The sequence below is a fragment of the Bacillus sp. FS02 genome (assembly GCF_024398395.1).
Taxonomy (GTDB): Bacteria; Bacillota; Bacilli; order Bacillales; family Bacillaceae; genus Bacillus; species Bacillus altitudinis.
The window spans coordinates 3,701,770-3,723,605 of sequence record NZ_CP074101.1 but is presented as its reverse complement, the minus strand read 5'-3'; the positions used below and the strand labels follow the sequence as shown (position 1 = coordinate 3,723,605).

Genomic DNA, 21,836 nt, shown 5'->3' with positions numbered 1-21,836 from the left:
AATAAGCATACCATGTTTCACAAAACTGTCAAATCTTTATTGGTTTTTTGCCAAAAAAATGTTTTGATTTGTTTACATCTCCTTCATCATATCGGTTCGATACATAAAAAAGACCTGTCAATGAGACAGATCTTCTTGCTCTTTGATGCCTGCAATATAAAGACGGACCGCATAGCTCACACTATCTTCAAGCTGTTCTTTCCGTTGAAATCCTTTTTTGTTTGAAATATCTCCAAAACCGTGCAGTAAGCTTCTGAGCCCTCTCACGACATGCGTCATGTCCTCTTCTTTTACACCAAAACGAGACATGATGGATTGGACAAAATCAGCAAGATTCTCTGCAGCCACACTGACTTCTTTTTCATTCATATGTGAAAAAGCAGCCTCATAAAGACCGGGATGCTGACGAACAAATTGAACATATTGTCTTGCAAATGCTAAAACAGCGTCTTCTTTTTCCAGCCCCGCTGTTACTTGTTTGCCGGCCTCACAAAGCATTGTCAGCCCCTTGACAGCAAGAGCTGCCTGTATTTCATGAAGACCGGATATATGGTTGTAAAGAGATGGTGGTCTGATGTTAAGCCGTTTGGACAATGTAGCAATAGTCAAAGCGGAAAAGCCCTCTTCATCGACAAATTCGATGGCAGATTCAACAATTTTTTCTTGTGTGATACCCATTCTTGGAGACATGGCTTACTGTCCCCCCTTTTGTAGCTGCTGCTTCCTTTTTTCGATAGCGGCTCTGAGCTTTGCCTCAGGCTCTATGATGAGATCACCATGCCCTGCTGCGAGACAAGACAAGGGAAGTGCCAGTAATTTTTCAGCGCTTTTTAGTGCTGTTTCTGCATCCCAAGTGGCAAAAGCCGGGAATGGGAAGGTCAAGCGAAACTCACCCGTTACAAATAAACCGCCTTTTGTCACAACTGCATCACCCGCAATGACAACCCCTGACTTTTCATCGTATAAAGAGATGCTTCCTGGTGTATGTCCTGGTGTGGCAATGACTTTCAGTGACCCAATCTCGCCCCCTTCTTCAACAAGCACGTCTGGTTTTGTGTGAATGTCTTTTGAAAAACTGCCTTTGACTTTTTTCTTCGGCTCACCAGGAAGTAAAGAGAAATCGCCAGCAAACAGGCGAGCATCTCGTTTCGATAAATAAACAATTGCCTCTGGAAAAGCCTTTTTCACTTCATCTAGTGCGCCAATATGATCCATATGACTATGAGTCAGAATAATTTTTTTAATGGGTTTGTTTAATTGATGTGCAAATTCAATTATTGAGCTTGCTGCCATTTTCAAAGCTGCATCAATTAAGATGAGTTCATTCTCTTCCTCAAATACATAACAATTTACCGGAAAAATACGCGGCATTAATGTAAGCTGGTGCAAACGGTCAAATGTTGTCAATCTCATCTTGTTTTCCCCCTAAAACTAATGTCGTTAGTTTTATATTAACTAATAGTATTAGTTTTAGCAACTATTTTTTCATCGACTGCAATATAAATATCAACTTGCGCTTCTTTTGGATCAATTGATCGTTCGTCGTACCATTCAAAATCGCCAGTATATGTTCGCAAATAACGCTGATCCCAACTCCAAATCTGCTGCCATGTTTCAAACACAACCTCTTCAATCGGGCCCTTTCTCGTTTGAAATCTTGCGTAGGTGGAGCCTGGAATCTCTTTTGCATCTTGTGCTAGCTGCTGGTCAACCAATTGCCCCGCTGTGAACAAATAAGCGCCATTTTCATCCTTTTCATAATCTGAATACAGCCCTATGACTGGCGCATGGCCCCCGTCGAGCTGCTGCGTGAAAAATTGCTGCCAAAGCGGTGCAATCTTCCGCTCGTTTGTTTGCTCCATTTCATTTGTTGTTCGAACAGATAATCCCTTGATCCATTGTTTCTGTAAAATCACGATATCGTACATACATTCTCATCTCCTTTTTTCCATCATATAAAAAGAAACCTGACAACATTGTGTCAAGTTCCTTTTGGTTTTTGAAATTGTTTCAACTTTAAATCAAATGCTTCCCGAACGGATAGCGGAGAGACAATCTCGACATCTGGCCCTAAATAAAAAAGAAAGCTATATAACCAATCATCCTGAGGCAAAGTGATTGTGGCAAGAAACGTACCATCTGCACATACGGTGAATTCATTTTCATCTATCCATTCCTTCACTTTACCAACAGAATCTTGAGTCAACCTGAGCGTTAGTGTACTGACGGAAGGTTCTTCATGCCAAGAATCATTCCAAGGCTTGTCTTCATTTTTTATTCGTTTAGGAAGAAAAGATACTGAATGCGTGATAAGGTCTGACATTCTTTTGAGTTTAAACAGGCGAAACGCTTTTTTCACGCAGCAATACGCATACAAATACCAGTGTCTTCCTTTTAAGACAAGTGTATAAGGCTCTACTTTTCTAGGAAGTGTTTCGCCTTTTGCATTGCGATAGGTGAACTGGATATATTGATGCGCTGAGGCAGCGGTATGAATGAGCTGGAGCTTCTTTTCTAAGTAGCTGTCTTTCCCCCAAGAGCTTAAATCAATAAAGACATGTTGCTGTTTTTCATTTTGAGGCGGGATCAGGGATTTCATTTTCTTTAGTACATGTTCACTTTCTTTAAAGGTGTATGCACTCGTAATGCTTTCAAGAGCTGTTAAAATCAGTTCAATATCATCATCGGTGAATAATTTTTTCTCTAGACGATAGTCGTCAACGAGTGAAATTCCACCCCTGCGCCTTGTTTTGTGACAACTGGAATCCCCGCTTGATTAATCGTATCAATGTCACGGTATATGGTTCTTACGCTCACTTCATGTAGTTCAGCGAGGTCTTTCGCCTGTACTTGCCGTTTGCTAATCAGTATCATCACAATGGACAAAATGCGATCGATTTTCATGACTTTTCCTCTTTTTCATAAATATAGGTTTTGATTTGATAAAAAAAGAAAGAATGGTAATGATAAGTAACAGCCAGCATTCGTTTACATCCCTGCCTGTGCAGGAGGAGGTTGCATCATGACACATCACGTATGGCAGTTGTTCATGATCGGGATCGTCATGCTCGTCTGGATCATCATTCGAATGAATCGAATGAGACGCTATCAGCTTGTGCGCCCGGTAAATCTTTTCATGAGAATGTATGTATTTAGTCTCACTGCCCTTATTCTCTTATCAGAAGGATGGCAAAATCACAGTATTTTTATCTATGCCGTCATTGGCATGATCTTCGGGAGCAGTCTCGCCGTTCACGCCTATCAGACGATTCAGATGAAATTAGAAAATGGCCGGCTGTATATGAAAACAAGTAAATGGATTGAAAGCTTTATTTTATGTTTGTTTTTATCTAGGCTTGCATTTAAATCGGTCAATCTGACAACACATGCGATCACCAAAATGGATATCGTTGAATTGTATCAGCATATTGTCAGCGATGATGCGCTGACAATACTCAGCTTTTTCCTTCTAGCGGCTTACTATATTGTGTTTTCTTATCAAATGATGAAAGCAAATAAACGATCAACCCAAGTACATCATGCATAAAAAACCTTCCTATATAAAAGTAGGAAGGTTTTTTCTCAATCATGCTGTGCATGGTGTATCATTTGTTCAAGCACTTCCATCACATGCTGATCTTCAGGACTGTAAAAAATCGAGGTCCCTGCTCGTCTGGATTTTACGAGACGAAGATTTTTTAAAAAGCGCAGCTGATGAGATACGGTTGATTGCATAAGGTTTAGTGTTTCTGCTATATCATTTACTGAATGTTCACCTTGAGACAGCAAATGCAGAATACGAATACGCGTCGGATCAGATAAGGCTTTAAATGTTTGGGAGACAAGAAATAGACTTTCTTCGTCCAGCTCCATCCGTTCCTGTTCTTGATTTGTATTCAGTTCTTCCTTCATTTCGCTTCACCTTTCTTGTCAGTCAACTCACGACTTATTCTATGTATCATCATATACCAAAACGTGTAGCATGCAAAGCTTCCACACCTTTTGAAAAAAGATTTATTCAAATAGCATTGACACGTGGTAGCATTCTTTTTAAAATGAGCATTATTTATTCATTTTTTTAGAGGAGCTGATAGGCAAATTGACTGAAGAGCCAAGACTAAAACGCAGCCTGACTGTTTTTCCGCTTGTTGTGATCGGGCTTGCTTATATGGACCCACTTGTCGTATTTGATTCATACGGCATTGTTGCTCAGCTGACGAAAGGACACGTTGCTGCAGCTTATATCTTTACTTTACTGGCATTACTATTGACAGCGCTTAGCTATGGGAATATGGTGAAGGCTTTTCCAAAAGCAGGATCTGCATATACATACGCGCAAAAAAGTATTCATCCTCACGTCGGCTTCCTTGTAGGCTGGACACTATTGCTGGACTATTTATTTTTGCCTATGGTGAATTTTGCAATCGGAAGTGCATATTTAACCGCAGCCTTTCCTGATGTACCTCATTACATTTGGATCATCATACTTGCTATCGCCATAACGACTGTCAATGTAATTGGTATACGTCTTACAGCCAACATTACAGCGCTATTTGTGACCTTTCAGGTGATTGTCGCTGTGACATTTGTTGGGTTTATTATTTATGGGCTCACGCAGCATGCAGGCACGGGAGAGATACTGTCAACCCGCCCGTTTTATTCAGCAAGCTTAGATCCCGCCCTTATTTTTTCCGGCGCGACGATTTTATGTTTTTCTTTTCTAGGATTTGATGCGATTTCGACTATGTCTGAGGAAACAATTAAGCCAAAAAGAACGATTCCTCTCGCCATATTTTTAACGGTCGCCATTGGAGGTGTGCTGTTTACCCTCACCTCTTATTTTTTACAGCAGGTGTTTCCAAATTTTCAACAGTTCAAGCATCCAGATGCGGCATCACTTGAAATTGCGGAATTTGTGGGCGGCGCGTTTCTCCACTCATTCTTTTTAGCCGGCACCATGGTCGCTGTCATCTCTTCCTCCCTATCATCACATGCGAGTGCCGCAAGACTCTTGTATGCGATGGGAAGAGATCAATCATTACCAAAGCGTTTCTTCGGTTATATTCACCCAACATTGAAAACGCCTGTATTTAATATTTTATTAATTGGTGTTTTCTCGTTAACCGCAGTTGTTGGTGAGCTTGAGGTCATTTACTCGTTTATCAGCTTCGGGGCATTAATTGGATTTACGTTTGTTAACTTGTCTGTTTTCGCTTACTATTTCATCAAACAAAAACAAAGAGGTGTATTAAACACACTGAGGTATGCCATCATCCCTCTTTGCGGAACGGCTTTTTGTATTTGGCTCTTAACAAGCATCAGTACAAATGCATTAATCATCGGCATGGTGTGGCTCATGATCGGTTTTGTTTATTTCTGCTATAGACTGAAAACAAGAACAGAATTTACGTTTGGCTATGATTGAATATAAGGTTTTCACTTGGTATCCTGTGCAGGATATGGCATAATATAAAGGCTGTACTTCCCTTTTAAAAGCGGGGCAAAACAGGGGTGAACTGACCTTGAAAAAGAAAAAAACAGGATGTTTTGCCATTTCAGGCTGTTTCACGATTTTTCTGTTTGTTTGCGTATTAGCGGCCATTGTCATTTCCTTTAATCAAAAGGAGTTAAAAAAGCTGCCGATTGATACGGAATCAATTGTTTTGTCGAGATTGGATGATTACAAACCGCTTGTAGAAACAGAGTTAAGAGATCAAGATTTAGATCAATATACCGCGTTAATTCTCGGTATGATGTATCAAGAATCAAAAGGCAGAGGCGGAGATCCAATGCAGTCCTCTGAATCTCTTGGTTTGAAACGAAATGAAATCAATGACCCTCAGAAAAGCATTAAACAAGGAGTCCATCATTTTTCAACCATGTACAAGCATGGGAAGAAAAAAGGCGTTGATTTGGAAACCATTATTCAAAGCTATAACATGGGAATCGGCTATATTGATTTTGTTGCAAAAAACGGGGGGAAACATTCCGAAAAATTGGCAAAGCAATACTCCAAAAAGCAAGTGAAGCGAAACCCTGAAGTCTATACATGCGGGGGCGACAAAGATAACTTCCGCTATCCGTATTGCTACGGTGATTTCACTTATGCTGAAAAAGTAAAAGAAAAAACGAAAACAGTTGAAGAAAAGATGAAATTGGCTTCATCATCCACACCATCATCGTAAAAAAAAAGCACTTCCTAAACGGAAGTGCTTTTCATTTTATGAATGCTCTTTCCCGATTTCCGGCAGGATCGTTTTGGCTAAATGCTGATCCATTTCTTCATATTCATCATAATGAATCGTTTCATATAGTTCTTTTCTCGTTTGCATGTCCTCCAGCATTCCCTGCTGCGTCCCTTTTTCCTTAATCTCTGTAAATAAACGCTCATACGCTTTTGCAGCAACTCTCAAGGATGACACTGGATAAATCACCATTTGAAAGCCAAACATAGAAAATTCGTCTGCATGATAATAAGGTGTTTTTCCAAACTCCGTCATGTTTGCAAGAAGCGGCCCTTTTATATTGTTTGAAGCATACGTGAAATCTTCTGCTGTAATCAGCGCCTCGGGGAAAATGGCATCTGCTCCTGCTTCTAGATAGAGATTCGCCCGGTGAATGACATCCTCCATCCCGTTTACTGACTTGGCATCCGTTCTTGCGATGACGAGAAGTGTAGGTGCCGCTTGTTTGATCGCTTTGATTTTCGCCATCATGTCTTCTACAGAAACGAGTGATTTTCCGTTTAAATGTCCGCATTTCTTCGGCATTTGCTGATCTTCAATTTGAACAGCCGCTACCTTGCTCTCCACCATTTCTTTTGCTGCCCTGGCTGCATTTAATACACCGCCATAGCCAGTATCCATATCAACTAAAAGAGGCAGCTGAGAAGCTCGAATGATTTCCTTTGCCTTTTCCGCCATTTCAGTGGAATGAATCATACCGAGGTCAGGAAGCCCTTTGCTTGCGCAAAAAGCGGCACCCGATAAATAAAGCCCTTTAAATCCCATTTTCTTCGCATAGAGCGCAGACATTCCATCGTGAACGCCTGGAATTTGAAATAAAGCAGATTTGTGCATTTGCTCTTTAAAAGCTGCGGCTAAGTCAGCTTGATTTACTTCATCATTCACGATCCACACACTAGCTCCCCCTTATATGACAAATAAATCCATAAATGCTGGTACTGTCGTTGTTTTTAATTGATTTGGATTTTGACAAAGTGAAACAATTTGATCGACTTGTTTTTGTGGAAATCTCGTTTTCAAATGATATGCCCATTTCTTTTCAAGCAGCGGGATCCCTTCCTGCCTTCTTCTGCGATGACCAAGCGGATATTCAATTTCGATTCGATCTGTCATCGTACCGTCTTTAAAGAAAATTTGAACACAGTTTGCAATTGATCTCTTTTTCGGATCTAAATAGTCTTCTGTATACCTTTTATCTTCTTTCACGATCATTTGATCACGCAAACGGTCAATGATCGGATTCTGCGCCGTTTCTTCTTCATAATGATCAGCGGTCAGCTCACCATAGATTAACCCAATGGCTGTAATATACTGCAAGCAATGGTCACGGTCTGCCGGGTTGTAAAGCGGTCCTTTTTTATCAATAATTCGAATGGCTGATTCATGTGTCGTAATCTCAATTCTGTCAATCTCATCTAAACGGTCTTTTACCGCGTCATGTAGAATGACAGCGGCCTCAGCGGCAGTTTGCGCATGAAATTCTGCTGGATAGGCAATTTTAAAGAGTACATTTTCAATCACATATGACCCGAGCGGCTGGGCAAGTGTGAGTGGTTTTCCTTTCATTAACACATCTTCAAACCCCCACTTTTCTGCACTGAGGGGCGTTTGATAGCCCATTTCTCCTTTCAATGTCATCATCGCCAGTCTCACCGCACGGCTTGTGGCATCCCCTGCTGCCCACGATTTCCTTGATCCTGTGTTCGGTGCATGCCGGTACGTTCTAAGCGGTGAATTATCCACAAAAGCTTGTGATAACACATGCTGCACATCTTCTTTCGTTCCGCCAAGCATTGCACAAACGACTGCACTTGATGCCACCTTAACAAAAAGAACATGATCCAAGCCATTTCGATTCAAACAATTTTCTAAAGCAAGCACACCTTGTATTTCATGTGCCTTTACAATCGCATGCAGTACGTCATTCATCGTTAGCGGCTCTTCTCCGTTTGCAAGGCGTGTTCTGCTGATATAATCGCTTACAGCCAATATCCCGCCTAGGTTATCTGAGGGATGGCCCCACTCCTGTGCAAGCCACGTGTCATTATAATCTAACCAGCGAATCATACAGCCAATATCAAAAGCCGCTTGAACAGGATCTAACACAAATGAAGTGCCGGGCACTCTTGCTCCATTAGGGACAACAGTTCCAGGTACGATGGGTCCAAGATGCTTCGTGCATTCTGGAAAGTTGAGCGCCAGCATTCCGCAGCCGAGTGTATCCATGAGTACATACCGAGCTGTTTCAATGGCCTCTTTGCTCGTAATTTCTCCATCCACGGCATAAGCTGCGATATCTTCTAATAGTTGATCTGTTTGATTGGCTACTGCTGTTTTATTCATATTCATTCCCCCGTTTTTCCATCATCATTTGAGACTTTTAATCCTCTTGGTCCTAAATACCTTACTCTCGGTCTAAAAATCCGATTGTGTGAATGCTGCTCGATGACATGCGCTGCTAATCCGCTTGCTCTCGCAGCAAAGAAAATCGGTGTATAAAGTGAAATAGGAATGCCGAGCACGTAATAAATAGGTGCTGCGTAATAATCAAGGTTTGGATAGAGGTTTTTCTTTTCTTTCATGTATGCCTCGCCTGCGACGCACATGTCATAAAGCGTCGTGTCTCCTTTTGATTCGGTGAGCGTTTTCAACGATCGTTTTAAAAGAGCCGCTCTTGGGTCCATTTTTCTCATGTATACCCGGTGTCCAAAGCCCATCATTTTTTCTTTTGCGGCTAATTTACGTTCGATGAGCGCAAGGAAACCTTCTGTTGTTTTGCCTTCGAGCAGCATGTGCATGACTGCTTCGTTTGCGCCTCCGTGTAAGTCACCTTTTAATGAAGAAATCGCTCCAGTAAAAGCACCATACATGTCAGAATGAGTAGATGCAATGACTCTTGCTGCAAATGTTGAATTCGGCAGCTCATGCTCACTATAAAGCGTGAGTGTTTGGTCAAATGCTTTGATTTCGTCTTGTGCCGGAGTGCGGCCTGTTAACATCGCTAGAAAGTTTTCAGTGTAGGATTTGGTCTGGTCTGGAGTAGGTGTGGTGTCTTGTGTGAGAATATGATAGCTTCCCGCAACAATCGCTGGTAGCTGGCCAAGTAATCGAACAGCACGCGCTTGTTGGCATGCTTCTGATCGATCATTCAGTTGTTCATCGTACCCTGCAAGAGCAGATAAACACGTTCTCATGGCATCCATTGGGTGAGTGGTTTTTGGCAGTTTTGTCAAAATGGTTTGAATGGTTGGATGTAAGCTTGTTTGTGAGGAAATATCTTGCTGAAATTGGTGATATTCCATTGCATCTGGTAATCTTCCATAAATGAGCAAATAGGCTGTTTCTAAGTACGTCTTGTTTTGTGCCAGCTCGATGAGGTCATAACCGCGAATCACAATTTCTTCTTGCTGGACATCTAGGAACGAAATTGACGTTTCGCTTGCCACAATGTCTTCAAGCCCCGGTTTGTACTGCAATTGTTCAGTCATCATATAACCCCCGTTTCGTTCAATTGTGTTCTCCAAACGAGCAAACGGCCAGACATGATGTGATTCTATAGGTGGGAAGATACCGTGCAAGTCGGATACCCAATTCCCATTTTATCCAAAGCACTTCATCTTGTAAATAAAAGAACGTATGTCCAGATGGACATACGTTAGCTGTAATATGGAGAAATCATAATATAGACGATGACACCTGTTAGACTGACATAGAGCCAAAGAGGCATGGTCCATCTGGCAATTTTACGATGACGTTCGACTTGCATTTGTGCGCCTCTAAAGAGAGTGATCAGTGCAAGCGGTACAATGACGGCAGATAAGACGATATGTGTGATGAGAATAAAGAAGTAAATCGGACGAATGATTCCTTCTCCCCCAAAGTGTGTATCAGCTGCCATTGAATGATACGTCACATACGAAATTAAAAAGACAAGTGTTGTTGAAAAAGCCGCAAAGATAAATCGTCTATGGGCTTTAATGTTCTTTTGTTTAATCATAATGAGCGCTGAAAGTAAAAAGATAAACGTAAAACTGTTCATCACGGCATTCAGTAACGGCAGAAATGTAATATCCAGATGACTAAATTTATCTGTTTTTGGCATGAAAAATAATAAAGCAATTAAGCCGTTTATGGCAATTGTTAAAAAGACAACAATGCCGGTGAAATTTTTCGGTTTTTGATTCTGTTCGTTCATGTTTGAAAACCTCTCTTTATTAGTTCCGACTAAGAGTATGTTATTTAACTTTCTCTCTAAAGTCAATGAATTCGCTGTCTTCGTCGAATTTTAGACAAACTTGCCGATTGCCTGCCTTCTAGCGGCTTGAAAGATCCACTCACTTCCTTTAGAATGGGAATTTGTGTGGTTTTTATCAACTCTTCTATGAAAGGAGCAATAGACTTGTCAATCTTACAGGAAACAACAAAAGATGTGAAGACATTAGAGCAAGAATTACAGCAGTTGCAGTTCCAAATGTATCGAATGCAAGAAAATATAAAAGATATTTCAAAAAAAGCAAAGATTATTGGCATTGATCAAGCGAAGGAAGATGAATGGATGATCGTCTCTGCAATTGAGAATGCAGATACGTGCAAAATCATGTTAAGCGATTGCGAAAAAGCTTTTCGCGGACAATCTGATTTTTCCTTGATCGCGGAATATCCTGAAGAAGGAAAGATTCACATTGCCGATATTAAAGGCCCGCCTGATAATGGCTATGGATCAATTTGTATGAAGCATTTAAAAGAAATCGCAAGAGAGCAAAACATTCCAGTCATTACTGGGGATCTCGTCAAAAGAGATTGGAACCATGTGGACCGCCTGATTCATTTTTATGAAAAACACCATTTTGATGTCCAAATTAATTGGAAAGAGCAAAGCGGAGAAATTTATTGGGTGGACAGCTAACGACACAAAAACCAGCGTTGAGATGGGCTTATACGCTGGTTTTTGTCGAAAATGCGAATTTTTCAGAAAAATATGTGTATTTCCGGCCAAAAAAAGGTATAATAAAAGCATCAGGCCGCCACCTGATGCTTTCTTCCAAAAACAATAGACTACTAGTTAAGTACTTTCACTTTGACTGATTTTACGCCCCAATTTTTAGCTTGGGATTTGCTTGGTACATGTACATCAATTTTGTTACCTTTAATTGCGCCGCCAGTATCTGCTGCGATGGCTTCACCGTAGCCTTCAACATAAACCTTACTTCCTAATGGAATGACATTAGGATCTACTGCGATTACTTTTGCATTTGGGTTTTTGTTTAAGTTTACCCCTGTTGCAGTGATACCTGAGATGCCACCATCATTTGCTGTATAAGCCGTAGCCGTTACAGTCATTTCTTTTTGAACACTTTGACTAGCAGAAGATGATTCTGCTTTAGCTGTTTCCTTTTTAGGAGCAGCTTTTTTCGTTGTTTGCTCTTTTTGGACAGGTGCCTGTTTTTGAACAGGTTCTGAGCTTACCGGAGCTGAGCTTTGACCAGCAACACTTAATGTTGAACCAATCATAATTATATCTGAGTTTAAGTTATTCCAAGACTTAATATCGCTAATTGACACATTGAATTTTTGAGCGATTTTCCAGAGGCTGTCCCCCTTCTGGACTTTGTACTGCTCCTGAGTTTTCTCTTTTGAAGAGATTGTCAATTTATCTCCTACATAGATCATGTCTGTAGATAAATTGTTCCAACCCTTTAGGTCCTTTAGAGACACATCATTTTTTTGAGAGATTCCCCAAAGTGTATCACCTTTCTGTACAGTGATTTCCTTTGCAGAAGCTTGCTGTGCTCCTAATGCTGTTGTTGAGATTGCTGCAACAGCAACCAAGGACATAATAGTCTTCTTCATAAAGTAAATCCTCCCTTGTTAGCTTTTTATGGCGGCTAACGAGTGCTATCGTAACATATGTAAATGTCATTTCAATAACAAAACGATATGTTTTAGATTACAGTTCCTTTACATGAAACATCTCTCTCCATTGGTAAATCAGCCCACTAAATGGCTCAATTCCGCATCATATCAAGGTTTTGTAGGGATGGAAATCATCATGATGAAAACGCGTCCAAATGAAACGAAAAAAATTTATTTTCCTTCTTCAAACTCTTTATTTTTTCTCTTTTTCTATAAATAAACGAATTTCTTCTAAAAAAACATCTCCATATTTCTCTCTTTTTTGTGCACCGACACCTTTAATATTTAAAAGTTCTTCTTCTGTTTTAGGCTCTACTGCTGACATTTCCTTCAATGTTTGATCAGAAAAGACAACAAATGGCGGAACGCCCTGCTCTCTTGCCAACTTCATTCTGACCATTCTTAACTGCTCAAATAATGCATCATTTTCTTGAATAGCCTCTGCCTTTATCGCCTGCTTTTTATAGACGGTCTCCTGCCCCACTAGCACTTTCTTTCCTTTTTGTGTCACTTTTAGTGTTGGAAAAGCTCCTTCAGACATGTGTAAATACTCTTCTGTAATTAAAAACTCAATGAAATCACTGATATGTTGGGCTGAATGCTGTTTCATTAAAGCATAAGTAGGAAGCCGGTCGAAACCAAAATCAAGCACTTTTTTGTTTTTAGAGCCGGCTAATACTTGAGCAATCATCATTTTTCCGAATCGTTCGTTCATTCTAACGGTACACGACAAAACCATTTGTGCTTCTCTCGTGACGTCTTCACGCTCTCTCTCGTCTAGACAGTTGCTGCATTTTTGACAAGGGGCACTTGATGATTGGTCAAAGTAATCCATCACAAATTGCTGAAGGCACTGTTCCGTATGACAGTAGTCTACCATTTGTCTCAACTTGAGCAATTCATGCTGATACCGCAATTCATCTTCTGTTGATTGTTCAATGAGAAAGCGCTGCACGCGTACGCCTTGCGGTGAAAACAGCAAAATGCATTCACTTTCAAGCCCGTCTCTCCCGGCACGTCCTGCTTCTTGGTAGTAACTTTCAATATCTCTTGGAATTTGATGATGAATGACAAAACGTACATTAGACTTATTAATCCCCATACCAAATGCAGATGTAGCTACCATTACTTGAATATCATCATTTAAAAAAAGATTTTGCTGTTCTTCTCTGACTTCATCATCTAATCCTCCGTGATAAACACCCGCTTTGATCTTTTGCTTTTTTAGACGATGATAAATTTGATCTGCTTCTTTTCGTGTGGCTGTATAAATAATGCCTGACTCAAGACTGTTTTTCTTCATATATTGTGTGATGAATTGGTCGCTGTTTTGCCCTTTCACCACTTGAAAAGACAAATTTTCTCTAGCAAAACCAGTAAAGATTGTTTCTTCTTCGTCCATGCCAAGCTGCTCACATATATCCTGTTGGACTTTCTTTGTAGCAGTGGCTGTTAATGCTACAATAACAGGCCTTTTTGAAAGCTTGTTTACACATTCTTGTATAAAGCGATAGCTCGGTCTAAAATCATGTCCCCACTCAGATATACAGTGCGCTTCATCAATAGCCATTAAAGGAATCGTCAATCGATCAAGCAGCTGAAAAAAACGTTCATTTTGTAAGCGTTCAGGGGTGATATAAAGCAAATCATACTCCCCCTGTTCACATCTTTTCAGCCTTGTATTCATTTCACCTGTTGAAAGTGTACTATTTAAAAAGGACGATCGTATTCCCATCTCATTTAACGCATCAACCTGATCTTTCATTAAAGAAATAAGCGGAGATACAACGATTGTCGTTCCTTCCATCATAAGGGCTGGAATCTGGTAGCAAACCGATTTCCCTCCGCCTGTCGGCATAATGCAGACCGTATCCTTCCGTTTATTCACAATCGATTCAATGGCTTGTTTTTGTCCTTGTCTAAAAGCATCAAAGCCATAATATTGTTTAAGAAGTGCTTCTGCTTGTTGTAACATCCAATTCCCTCTCCGTCGTTTGTTTTGTCTATTTTAACATACATTCGTACATGCACATTCGGTCTGTTCAAAATCGTATTTTGGACAAAATAAAAAGCCATTTTCCAAAAATGGAAAATGGCTTGAATCATCCTAGGAAAAGCTGCGGATGCCGTAATCTAAGTAAGAAAGTTTTAAACCACCACTCCTCAAAGTGGGTGTTTGCAGAAACGTTCCTGTCTTCCTCTCGAAGGAGGCGTGACATTCCGGCTTCAATATAAAACTCCCTATTACAGCTTAAAGGTTAAAACTTAATTAACATTACGCACATCGCAGCCTTTAAACTATACTACACGAAAGTTTATTAAATTTCAAGATATGTTTTTTCTAAAAAAATACTCATGTATACAAGATATTTGTCCATGTAGACGGGGAAAAACATTATGTTGAGAAAACATAATTTCCTCTCATCATGTTATTTTTCCTCATCTACATCAACATCTTGCTCTTCTTCTAGCCTTTCATACGTATCTGAATGTAATTGATCCATTGTTTCTCTATTTGTTAAATCACGCATTTGCTCAGAGAACGAACGGTCAAATTCATTTGGATCTTGATTGGTTTCTTCATTTTTCTTTGCATCAATTGAATAACGAGTATAGGGTACTGCTTTCAAACGTTCATATGGAATGTCTTTTCCTGTTTTTTCACAAATTCCATATGTTCCGTCTTCCATCCGCTTAAGCGCCGCATCAATTTCACCTTCGAGCTGATCATCGACTTGATCCAGCGTCTGTTCGGTCATGCGATCTAAATAGATGCTTCCGTGATCTGCGATATGGTTTCCAACACCATTTGAAATCTCATTCGATTCGACCAGCATGGATTCTTCTTTCTTTTTTGATCCTTTCACATCTTCTTTTAATTGAATAAGTCTTTCATATAAATCAGCTTTTTGCTCTTTCGTTAAGCTCACGGTCAATCACTCCTTTCTCTTTACCTTCCCGCTCCATGCGAAATGAAAACATCAAAAAAGCCGCCGCCTTTGGCAGCAGCTTTCTTCATTTAAAGATTGCGAAGTGCTTCTTCTACTGGTGTATCACCTTTGATTAAGTCAAAGGCTTTATTTTTCACATTGGATTCCGTTAAGCTTTCCACTAAGACAGTGGCTACATCTTCTCTGGAAATCTCAATGTCACGATCGTCTGGAATATGAGCCGCCGCTTCTATTTTCCCTGTCTTCTCCTCATGCAGCAGTGCTCCTGGCCGCACAATGGTGTAAGAAAGACCAGACTGTTTTAAATGTTCATCGGCTTTTCTTTTCGCTTCATAATAAATCTCCATACTGCCTTGTCCTTTTCCTTGATGAGGATCGTCGGCATTATAAGAACTCAGCATCACAAAATGCTGAATATTTTCTTTTTTGGCTGTATCAACGAGGCGTTTTGCCCCCTCTTGATCAACAGCGATGGTTTTATCTGCACCTGTTTTTGAGCCTGAACCAGCTGCAAAGATGACAGCTTCTGCTTGCTTCACAGCATCTGTCACATCCTTTTCAAGATCACCGATGACAGGCGCTGCACCAAGTTCTTTTAGCGCATCTGCTTGTTTTTCATCTCGAATGAGAGCAAGTGGCTCATGTCCTTTTTCTTTTAAATATCGAATGACAAGTCTCCCTGTATGTCCGTTTGCTCCAGCAACCAATACTTTCATTGTTCATTCTCCTTTCTGTATCTGTTTCATCTTTATCCTTTTTTGATGTGATTCAAACACACGAATAGAAAAAAGCCTTTCCCACTGTAATGGGAAAAGCTTAAGGGATATGCGATAGATAAAAATAAGAACAAAGAATGAGAAAAGTGCATGTGATCTATGTAATCGCATCGTTGATCAGCAAAGATGTTTTGTTAAAATGGCCTGCACGTCACTCAAATCTGTATCTTTAGAAAAATCGAGTTCAAATACTTTTGAGCTTGTAACAAGCAGCATACCAGTGTCCTGATCAAACACGCCAGCTTCTTGAATGGCAAAACTTTCTATTGATCGATACGGCAAGGAGACCCTGACTTTCTTTTTAGAAAATACGCGGTTATCGCCAAAGATCAGTCGTTTATTAGTGAAACAAATTTGGTCGTGACGCAGTCTGTAAACAGCCTCAATTCTTTCTCCTTCAATTAATAAGGATTCGAATTTTTTATGATCATTTTGTTTACTGACAGAAAAAATACCCACGTAAACCCCCTCTTCCTGCATCAAATTCCTTTATGACAAAACGGCCACACGGCTCTGTGGGTACGTTTTATTCTCACTTATAGAATACGCTATAAATCGTCGTTATTCCATTACGAATAGATTAAATTTCATTTAACTTTTTCTTTTTGATCCGATGCTCTTTCCTCTACTTATTTAGACTGTTAAAGCAGGAAAAAAGTTTCATTTTTTTTCAAGAAATCATTCGTTATGAGACCATAAAAAAACAGTGATTATGTAAAATCACTGTTCAGCGTGTAGACAAACCCTCGCATTCTTTGTCAGTCCTGCGCTCTGGTGCTCACGAATGGCAAATTCGCTCCGCAAAAGTAGCTGTCCTTCCTAGACTGCAAAGGTTTTCTATCACGCTGAAAAGAAGACAAAGGGCTAAAATAAAGTTCATTTTAGCCCTTTGTCAACAATCTGAACAGTGATTATGTAAAACCACTGTTTTAAATGACTATTCATCTTTCGGGGTATCAATCGTTCCTTCGGCATACACATCAGAAATTTGCTCAAGTGTAATCGCCATATCAGCATCTTCATTGTCATGCCAAGCATTTTGATGTTTCTGCTCTTCTTGCTGCTGCTTTTTCATCATCATCACCCTTTACTGTTTTTCTTAGTATGAGTGATGACCATCAAAATCATTCAGCAGAATTGTCTTCGAAATACTCTTTGTAGTACCCGCCTACTTTACCCGTATTATCAACGACAAAGAGAAATTCCTCAGTTTCATTTTTCACATCATATGTGTGCCCAACCGTTAATGCTCGGTCAACCATATATTTTTTCGCATTTGTATGTACACATTTTACTTGTTTTATCGTTTCAGCCGTTTGCCAGTTTTGATGGATCATGATTTAAAAACTCCTTTTTTCATCTATACATTTATTGTAGCCAATTTTTCGTGAAATGCAATGAGTGTTATCGATTGCTTTCAAAGATGTCGTGTAATATGATAAATGTATACGTTTACATATGTGTGCGTATACAAAATGCTTCATGTCCACTTTTTCCACCTAGAACTCGCAGAACAACCCATATCTTTAAGGAGGTTTGTTTATTTATGAGCTCTACAACACTTCAAATCAGTTCAAAACTCGAATCTTTTCTCCAAGGGACGAAAAAACTCTACATTAACGGTCAGTTTGTCACAAGTCATGATAACAAAACATTCTCTACACCTAACCCTGCCACAGGAGAAACCCTTATTGATGTATATGAAGCAGGTGCAGCCGACATTGATGAGGCAGTAAAAGCTGCTAAAAAGGCGTTCCATGGACCTTGGCGTTCTATGTCTGCAGCCGAACGTGCCCGCTTGATGTTTAAGCTGGCAGATTTAATGGAAGAACACCAAGAAGAACTGGCCCAGCTGGAAACACTTGACAATGGAAAACCAATTAATGAAACAACCAATGCGGATATCCCTCTTGCCATTGAGCACATGCGCTATTATGCAGGGTGGACCACGAAAATGACTGGACAAACCCTTCCTGTCAGCCAGGGATATTTTAATTATACCCGCCATGAGCCTGTTGGCGTTGTGGGACAAATCATTCCTTGGAACTTCCCGCTCCTCATGGCCATGTGGAAAATGGGTGCTGCACTGGCAACAGGCTGCACCATCGTTTTAAAGCCAGCTGAACAAACACCGCTATCTGCTTTATATTTAGCTGAATTAGTGGATAAAGCCGGATTCCCAGAAGGCGTGATTAACATCGTTCCTGGATTTGGTGAAACAGCCGGTGAAGCATTAACCGATCACCCTGATGTCAATAAGCTGGCTTTCACTGGATCAACAAGTGTTGGGAAATTGATCATGGAGAAAGCAGCCAAATCCATCAAGCGTGTTACTTTAGAGCTTGGCGGAAAATCGCCGAATATTATTTTACCAGATGCCGATTTAAAGAAAGCCATTCCAGGTGCATTAAACGGCGTGATGTTTAACCAAGGTCAAGTGTGCTGTGCAGGATCAAGGGTCTTTGTGCACCGGAGCCAATATGATGAAGTCGTCGATCAAATGGCTAAATATGCGACATCATTAAAACAAGGAGCTGGTCTTCATCATGATACCCAGATTGGGCCTCTAGTGAGTAAAGAGCAGCATGAACGTGTGTTAGGTTATATCGAAAAAGGGAAGTCAGAAGGTGCAACAGCCGTAGTCGGTGGTGACTGCCCTTATGAAGCAGGCTATTTCGTCTCCCCTACTGTCTTTAGAGATGTAGAAGATGAAATGACAATCGCAAAAGAAGAGATCTTCGGTCCAGTTCTATCTGCAATTCCTTACGATTCCATTGATGAAGTGGTCGAACGGGCCAATCAATCTGACTATGGGTTAGCGGCAGGACTTTGGACAGAAAACTTAAAGCATGCTCACGATATCGCTGCACGCCTAGAAGCAGGAACCATTTGGGTCAACTGCTATAATGTCTTTGATGCCGCCTCCCCGTTTGGCGGATATAAACAGTCAGGTCTTGGCAGAGAAATGGGATCATATGCCCTTAACAACTATACAGAAGTCAAAAGCGTGTGGATTAATCTGCAAGACTAATCATTTAAGAAAGCCGGTGACGATGTCATCGGCTTTTTTTGTGCTGGCATGTGACAGGCCGACTCCTGAATATAGTGATAAAGGAAAGGAGCATGGCCGAATGCAAGATTTTAAAACGAGAGTCAACGAATATATCGATGAACTGCACATGCAGGTAGAACGCAGACAAAGAGAAGATGGCGCATTTATTTTCTGCTTTGAAGGACCTATGATGACAAATGCTTTTTTCATTATGCTGTTAAAAGCCGTTGGTGACCCTGATCAGCAATTGATCCATCAATTGGCCGAAGCAATACATGCCAAACAAAATGAAGATGGTTCCTTTTCTTTGTATCATGACCAGTCGGGACATCTCACAGCTACAGTACAAGGTTATTGCGGCATGCTCGCATCTGGCAGATTTCAAAAAGACGAGCCCCATATGGAAAAAGCAGCACAATATATTCACTCAAAAGGTGGCCTAAAGAACGTTCATTTTATGACAAAGTGGATGCTTGCCGTAAATGGCATGCACCCTTGGCCCTACTTCTATGCACCTCTTTCCTTTTTACTCATCCCTACGTCTTTTCCGCTGCACTTCTACCACCTTAGTGCCTATGCAAGGATTCATTTTGTACCCATGATGATCGCACTGAACAAACGGTACACCTCTCATGCTGCGTTTCCATCATTAGCCCATCTTGATGAAAACATGTCTAAAAATCCATTTGACTGGTTTATGGCAAGAGAAGAACGTTCGACTGATCACTTCCTCATGTATATGCGGTCATATACAGCCCTCGACAGCCGGCTCGACTTTTTCGGATATGAAGCGGCAAAGCGATACATGTTTGACCGTCTTGAAAAAGATGGGACGCTGTATAGTTACTTAAGTGCAACCATCTTTATGGTCTATGCCCTCATGAGCCTTGGGTACTCCCCTGGACATCATCTCATCCAAAAAGCAGTCAGAGGTATGAAAAGGCTCGTCACCTCCTGTCAAGGCAAGATATATGCTGAGAATTCCACCTCGACTGTGTGGGATACAGCGCTTGTCAGTTACGCTTCTCAAAGAGCAGGAAGAAAACGAGAAGATCCCATGATCATGAATTCCTTCAACTATTTGCTGGACCGGCAGCAAATGAAGAAAGCGGATTGGGCAGTTCATAACCGTCATGCTGCTCCCGGGGGCTTTGGTTTCTCACATATCAATACGAATAATCCTGATTGTGATGACACGCAAATTGTGTTAAAAGCGATTCCAAAAGAATACGATCCACTTCAGTGGAAACGAGGATATGACTGGCTTCTCTCCATGCAAAACCGTGATGGCGGCTTTTCTGCTTTTGAAAAAAATCAAGATCACTTTCTACTTCGTCACCTTCCGCTTGAATCTGCGGAGGATGCGGCGATTGATCCGTCAACTCCTGATATTACTGGTCGTGTGCTCCATTTGATTGGTTTAGAAGAAAAAGATACTGCTTCACCCTCGATTCTCAGGCAAAAAGATCGATGTGTAAAATGGCTCATTGACCACCAAGAGAAAAACGGATCATGGTTTGGCAGATGGGGTGTTTGTTATATTTATGGAACTTGGGCGGCGTTAACAGGACTGAAAGCGGCCGGCGTTCCCTCCTCACACCCTGCTGTGCAACAAGCGTGCCGTTTCCTAAAGCAGATTCAGCTTGAAGATGGCAGTTTCGGAGAATCGTGTAAAAGTGCAGAACTGAAAACCTATGTCCCGCTTCCCTTTGGCACAGTGGTTCAAACCGCATGGGCGACCGAGGCGCTCCTCCAATATGAGAAAGCAAATACCGCAGCCATTTTGAAAGCTGTCTCCTTTTTAGTGAACCATCACCATACTGAAGAAGCCATGTACTATCCAGTCGGCATTGGACTGCCAAAACAATTTTACATCACCTATCATAGCTACCCATTTGTGTTTCCGATGATGGCTTGTTCTACATTTTTAGACGAAATGAGGCGTATACATGAATAAAGAAGAATATCGCTCACAGCTCAAAGAGTGGCTTAGCACGATTCAACATGTGTGGCAAGATGATAAAATTCATCGAAAAGTGAAAAATTTACGACTCAAAATGGAGGATGATCATTCGAGTGAACAAGAATGGTACGAACTAGCCGAAAGGATTGCAGAAGACATGCAGCCACACGAAGAAGTGCGCGATGTAGCAGCTGGAAATCATCAGTTACCACCACTGCCTTATCGGTATGACGCGCTCGAACCTTATATTTCAAAAGAAATTATGTACTTGCACCATCAAAAGCATCATCAAACTTATGTTAATGGTCTAAATCAAGCTGAACTTGCGCTAAAAAAAGCAAGAAGAACCAATGACTTTACGATGATCAAGCATTGGGAACGTGAACTTGCCTTTCATGGGGCAGGACATTATTTACATTGTATCTTTTGGTTTTCAATGAGTCCTTCAGGAAAAAGAAAACCTACTGGTCAAATGCTTCGTCTCATTGATCAATCATTTGGCAGCTATGAGGCGTTCAAGTCACATTTTTCAGCTGCTGCCAAACAAGTAGAAGGTGTCGGATGGGCGATCCTTGTATGGTCCCCGAGATCTCAGCGTTTAGACATTTTACAAGCAGAGCGCCATCAGTTCCTCTCGCAATGGGACATCATCCCCCTTCTTGCTCTTGATGTGTGGGAGCATGCCTATTACCTCCAATATCGAAATGAGAAGGCGCAATATGTAGACCAGTGGTGGAATGTCGTTGACTGGCGTGAGCCAGAAGCAAGACTAAAACAGGCTCAACAAGTGAAATGGACACCTTTTTGATCGCATACTCCACATAGTTCATATACTATGTGGTTTTTTATTAGTTTACATAATAATATTATGAATACCTAATACAAAATCATAGGTTGTTTTTTCAGAAAATTCATTTAAAATAGAAAAGATATGAA

24 protein-coding genes and 1 other RNA gene are annotated in these 21,836 nt (G+C 40.8%); 7 read left to right on the top strand and 18 right to left on the bottom strand.

What is annotated here, in order from left to right; genetic code table 11:
• Window positions 1-117: 117 nt before the first annotated feature.
• The 5 genes from KFQ09_RS19295 to KFQ09_RS19275 form a co-directional block, all read right to left on the bottom strand.
• Window positions 118-690: a TetR/AcrR family transcriptional regulator gene (locus KFQ09_RS19295; RefSeq protein ID WP_008346533.1), complete on the bottom strand. Its 573-nt coding sequence runs from the start codon at window positions 688-690 to the stop codon at window positions 118-120.
• 3 nt (window positions 691-693) lie between these two features.
• Window positions 694-1,413 (bottom strand): MBL fold metallo-hydrolase, encoded by a 720-nt coding sequence (locus tag KFQ09_RS19290; protein ID WP_136944867.1) that lies wholly within the window; start codon window positions 1,411-1,413, stop codon window positions 694-696.
• Window positions 1,414-1,451: 38 nt separating this feature from the next.
• Window positions 1,452-1,928 (bottom strand): GyrI-like domain-containing protein, encoded by a 477-nt coding sequence (locus KFQ09_RS19285; RefSeq protein ID WP_056704336.1) that lies wholly within the window; start codon window positions 1,926-1,928, stop codon window positions 1,452-1,454.
• Window positions 1,929-1,981: 53 nt separating this feature from the next.
• Window positions 1,982-2,599 carry a WYL domain-containing protein gene (locus KFQ09_RS19280; RefSeq protein ID WP_255835890.1) on the bottom strand — a complete coding sequence of 206 codons (618 nt, stop codon included), beginning with the start codon at window positions 2,597-2,599 and terminating at the stop codon, window positions 1,982-1,984.
• Between the two features lie 104 nt (window positions 2,600-2,703).
• Window positions 2,704-2,904, bottom strand: a complete 201-nt coding sequence (locus KFQ09_RS19275) for a helix-turn-helix transcriptional regulator (protein ID WP_255835889.1) — start codon at window positions 2,902-2,904, stop codon at window positions 2,704-2,706.
• 118 nt (window positions 2,905-3,022) lie between these two features.
• Between KFQ09_RS19275 and KFQ09_RS19270 the strand changes: the two genes are divergently transcribed.
• Window positions 3,023-3,547, top strand: coding sequence for a CcdC protein domain-containing protein (locus KFQ09_RS19270; RefSeq protein WP_035391760.1), 525 nt, complete (start codon window positions 3,023-3,025; stop codon window positions 3,545-3,547).
• A 35-nt stretch (window positions 3,548-3,582) separates the two neighbouring features.
• Here KFQ09_RS19270 and czrA read toward each other — a convergent pair whose 3' ends face one another.
• Window positions 3,583-3,912 carry a Zn(II)-responsive metalloregulatory transcriptional repressor CzrA gene (gene czrA / locus KFQ09_RS19265; RefSeq protein WP_007500691.1) on the bottom strand — a complete coding sequence of 110 codons (330 nt, stop codon included), beginning with the start codon at window positions 3,910-3,912 and terminating at the stop codon, window positions 3,583-3,585.
• Window positions 3,913-4,099: 187 nt separating this feature from the next.
• Between czrA and KFQ09_RS19260 the strand changes: the two genes are divergently transcribed.
• Together KFQ09_RS19260 and KFQ09_RS19255 are read left to right on the top strand one after the other, a co-directional pair.
• Window positions 4,100-5,425, top strand: coding sequence for an APC family permease (locus KFQ09_RS19260; RefSeq protein WP_017359483.1), 1,326 nt, complete (start codon window positions 4,100-4,102; stop codon window positions 5,423-5,425).
• Between the two features lie 97 nt (window positions 5,426-5,522).
• A complete protein-coding gene (locus tag KFQ09_RS19255; protein WP_017359484.1) occupies window positions 5,523-6,185 on the top strand; it encodes a lysozyme family protein in 663 nt (220 codons plus the stop codon).
• Window positions 6,186-6,221: 36 nt separating this feature from the next.
• Here the strand turns inward: KFQ09_RS19255 and prpB are convergent, their stop codons facing one another.
• The 4 genes from prpB to KFQ09_RS19235 form a co-directional block, all read right to left on the bottom strand.
• On the bottom strand, window positions 6,222-7,139 hold the full coding sequence (prpB, locus tag KFQ09_RS19250) for a methylisocitrate lyase (protein ID WP_255835888.1): 918 nt from the start codon (window positions 7,137-7,139) through the stop codon (window positions 6,222-6,224).
• Between the two features lie 12 nt (window positions 7,140-7,151).
• Window positions 7,152-8,588 carry a bifunctional 2-methylcitrate dehydratase/aconitate hydratase gene (locus tag KFQ09_RS19245; protein WP_304941608.1) on the bottom strand — a complete coding sequence of 479 codons (1,437 nt, stop codon included), beginning with the start codon at window positions 8,586-8,588 and terminating at the stop codon, window positions 7,152-7,154.
• 2 nt (window positions 8,589-8,590) lie between these two features.
• On the bottom strand, window positions 8,591-9,733 hold the full coding sequence (gene mmgD, locus KFQ09_RS19240) for a citrate synthase (protein ID WP_025207495.1): 1,143 nt from the start codon (window positions 9,731-9,733) through the stop codon (window positions 8,591-8,593).
• Window positions 9,734-9,900: 167 nt separating this feature from the next.
• A complete protein-coding gene (locus KFQ09_RS19235; RefSeq protein WP_008346516.1) occupies window positions 9,901-10,440 on the bottom strand; it encodes a DUF420 domain-containing protein in 540 nt (179 codons plus the stop codon).
• A gap of 204 nt (window positions 10,441-10,644) precedes the next feature.
• Here KFQ09_RS19235 and KFQ09_RS19230 point away from each other — a divergent pair, with 204 nt between their 5' ends.
• The gene (locus KFQ09_RS19230; RefSeq protein ID WP_008346514.1) at window positions 10,645-11,151 is read left to right on the top strand and encodes a GNAT family protein; all 507 of its coding nucleotides are present in this window, start codon (window positions 10,645-10,647) and stop codon (window positions 11,149-11,151) included.
• 152 nt (window positions 11,152-11,303) lie between these two features.
• On the opposite strand, the gene KFQ09_RS19225 is transcribed toward KFQ09_RS19230, so the two are convergent.
• The 8 genes from KFQ09_RS19225 to KFQ09_RS19190 form a co-directional block, all read right to left on the bottom strand.
• Entirely contained in the window at window positions 11,304-12,095 is a 792-nt protein-coding gene (locus KFQ09_RS19225; RefSeq protein ID WP_007500712.1) for a LysM peptidoglycan-binding and 3D domain-containing protein, read from the bottom strand.
• Between the two features lie 256 nt (window positions 12,096-12,351).
• On the bottom strand, window positions 12,352-14,133 hold the full coding sequence (gene recQ, locus KFQ09_RS19220) for a DNA helicase RecQ (protein ID WP_216942670.1): 1,782 nt from the start codon (window positions 14,131-14,133) through the stop codon (window positions 12,352-12,354).
• 135 nt (window positions 14,134-14,268) lie between these two features.
• Window positions 14,269-14,454: non-coding RNA, 6S RNA (gene ssrS, locus KFQ09_RS19215), on the bottom strand.
• Between the two features lie 133 nt (window positions 14,455-14,587).
• On the bottom strand, window positions 14,588-15,088 hold the full coding sequence (locus KFQ09_RS19210; protein WP_025207496.1) for a TraR/DksA family transcriptional regulator: 501 nt from the start codon (window positions 15,086-15,088) through the stop codon (window positions 14,588-14,590).
• Between the two features lie 89 nt (window positions 15,089-15,177).
• A complete protein-coding gene (locus KFQ09_RS19205; protein WP_017367442.1) occupies window positions 15,178-15,825 on the bottom strand; it encodes an SDR family oxidoreductase in 648 nt (215 codons plus the stop codon).
• Window positions 15,826-16,002: 177 nt separating this feature from the next.
• On the bottom strand, window positions 16,003-16,344 hold the full coding sequence (locus KFQ09_RS19200; protein ID WP_008346505.1) for a PH domain-containing protein: 342 nt from the start codon (window positions 16,342-16,344) through the stop codon (window positions 16,003-16,005).
• A gap of 478 nt (window positions 16,345-16,822) precedes the next feature.
• On the bottom strand, window positions 16,823-16,960 hold the full coding sequence (locus KFQ09_RS19195; protein ID WP_017359491.1) for a YozQ family protein: 138 nt from the start codon (window positions 16,958-16,960) through the stop codon (window positions 16,823-16,825).
• 49 nt (window positions 16,961-17,009) lie between these two features.
• Complete coding sequence (locus KFQ09_RS19190; protein ID WP_008346502.1) at window positions 17,010-17,222, bottom strand: DUF6501 family protein; 213 nt, start codon at window positions 17,220-17,222, stop codon at window positions 17,010-17,012.
• Between the two features lie 209 nt (window positions 17,223-17,431).
• Here KFQ09_RS19190 and KFQ09_RS19185 point away from each other — a divergent pair, with 209 nt between their 5' ends.
• From KFQ09_RS19185 to KFQ09_RS19175, 3 genes are all read left to right on the top strand, one after another.
• Complete coding sequence (locus KFQ09_RS19185) at window positions 17,432-18,916, top strand: aldehyde dehydrogenase family protein (protein WP_017359492.1); 1,485 nt, start codon at window positions 17,432-17,434, stop codon at window positions 18,914-18,916.
• A 100-nt stretch (window positions 18,917-19,016) separates the two neighbouring features.
• Complete coding sequence (locus tag KFQ09_RS19180; protein ID WP_024718580.1) at window positions 19,017-20,894, top strand: terpene cyclase/mutase family protein; 1,878 nt, start codon at window positions 19,017-19,019, stop codon at window positions 20,892-20,894.
• Window positions 20,887-21,708 (top strand): superoxide dismutase, encoded by an 822-nt coding sequence (locus KFQ09_RS19175; protein ID WP_255835886.1) that lies wholly within the window; start codon window positions 20,887-20,889, stop codon window positions 21,706-21,708. The genes KFQ09_RS19180 and KFQ09_RS19175 overlap by 8 nt, the downstream gene beginning before the upstream one ends.
• Window positions 21,709-21,836: the final 128 nt, after the last annotated feature.

What these genes read in the sequence shown, in the direction of transcription:
- KFQ09_RS19285 (WP_056704336.1), bottom strand. Translation starts at nt 1,928, where the DNA reads ATGTACGATATCGTGATTTTACAGAAACAATGGATCAAGGGATTATCT.
- KFQ09_RS19280 (WP_255835890.1), bottom strand. Translation starts at nt 2,599, where the DNA reads ATGAAATCCCTGATCCCGCCTCAAAATGAAAAACAGCAACATGTCTTT.
- KFQ09_RS19270 (WP_035391760.1), top strand. Translation starts at nt 3,023, where the DNA reads ATGACACATCACGTATGGCAGTTGTTCATGATCGGGATCGTCATGCTC.
- recQ (WP_216942670.1), bottom strand. Translation starts at nt 14,133, where the DNA reads ATGTTACAACAAGCAGAAGCACTTCTTAAACAATATTATGGCTTTGAT.
- KFQ09_RS19185 (WP_017359492.1), top strand. Translation starts at nt 17,432, where the DNA reads ATGAGCTCTACAACACTTCAAATCAGTTCAAAACTCGAATCTTTTCTC.
- KFQ09_RS19295 (WP_008346533.1), bottom strand. Translation starts at nt 690, where the DNA reads ATGTCTCCAAGAATGGGTATCACACAAGAAAAAATTGTTGAATCTGCC.
- czrA (WP_007500691.1), bottom strand. Translation starts at nt 3,912, where the DNA reads ATGAAGGAAGAACTGAATACAAATCAAGAACAGGAACGGATGGAGCTG.
- KFQ09_RS19275 (WP_255835889.1), bottom strand. Translation starts at nt 2,904, where the DNA reads ATGAAAATCGATCGCATTTTGTCCATTGTGATGATACTGATTAGCAAA.
- KFQ09_RS19180 (WP_024718580.1), top strand. Translation starts at nt 19,017, where the DNA reads ATGCAAGATTTTAAAACGAGAGTCAACGAATATATCGATGAACTGCAC.
- KFQ09_RS19190 (WP_008346502.1), bottom strand. Translation starts at nt 17,222, where the DNA reads ATGATCCATCAAAACTGGCAAACGGCTGAAACGATAAAACAAGTAAAA.
- KFQ09_RS19175 (WP_255835886.1), top strand. Translation starts at nt 20,887, where the DNA reads ATGAATAAAGAAGAATATCGCTCACAGCTCAAAGAGTGGCTTAGCACG.
- KFQ09_RS19245 (WP_304941608.1), bottom strand. Translation starts at nt 8,588, where the DNA reads ATGAATAAAACAGCAGTAGCCAATCAAACAGATCAACTATTAGAAGAT.
- mmgD (WP_025207495.1), bottom strand. Translation starts at nt 9,733, where the DNA reads ATGACTGAACAATTGCAGTACAAACCGGGGCTTGAAGACATTGTGGCA.
- KFQ09_RS19225 (WP_007500712.1), bottom strand. Translation starts at nt 12,095, where the DNA reads ATGAAGAAGACTATTATGTCCTTGGTTGCTGTTGCAGCAATCTCAACA.
- KFQ09_RS19290 (WP_136944867.1), bottom strand. Translation starts at nt 1,413, where the DNA reads ATGAGATTGACAACATTTGACCGTTTGCACCAGCTTACATTAATGCCG.
- KFQ09_RS19195 (WP_017359491.1), bottom strand. Translation starts at nt 16,960, where the DNA reads ATGAAAAAGCAGCAGCAAGAAGAGCAGAAACATCAAAATGCTTGGCAT.
- KFQ09_RS19205 (WP_017367442.1), bottom strand. Translation starts at nt 15,825, where the DNA reads ATGAAAGTATTGGTTGCTGGAGCAAACGGACATACAGGGAGACTTGTC.
- KFQ09_RS19235 (WP_008346516.1), bottom strand. Translation starts at nt 10,440, where the DNA reads ATGAACGAACAGAATCAAAAACCGAAAAATTTCACCGGCATTGTTGTC.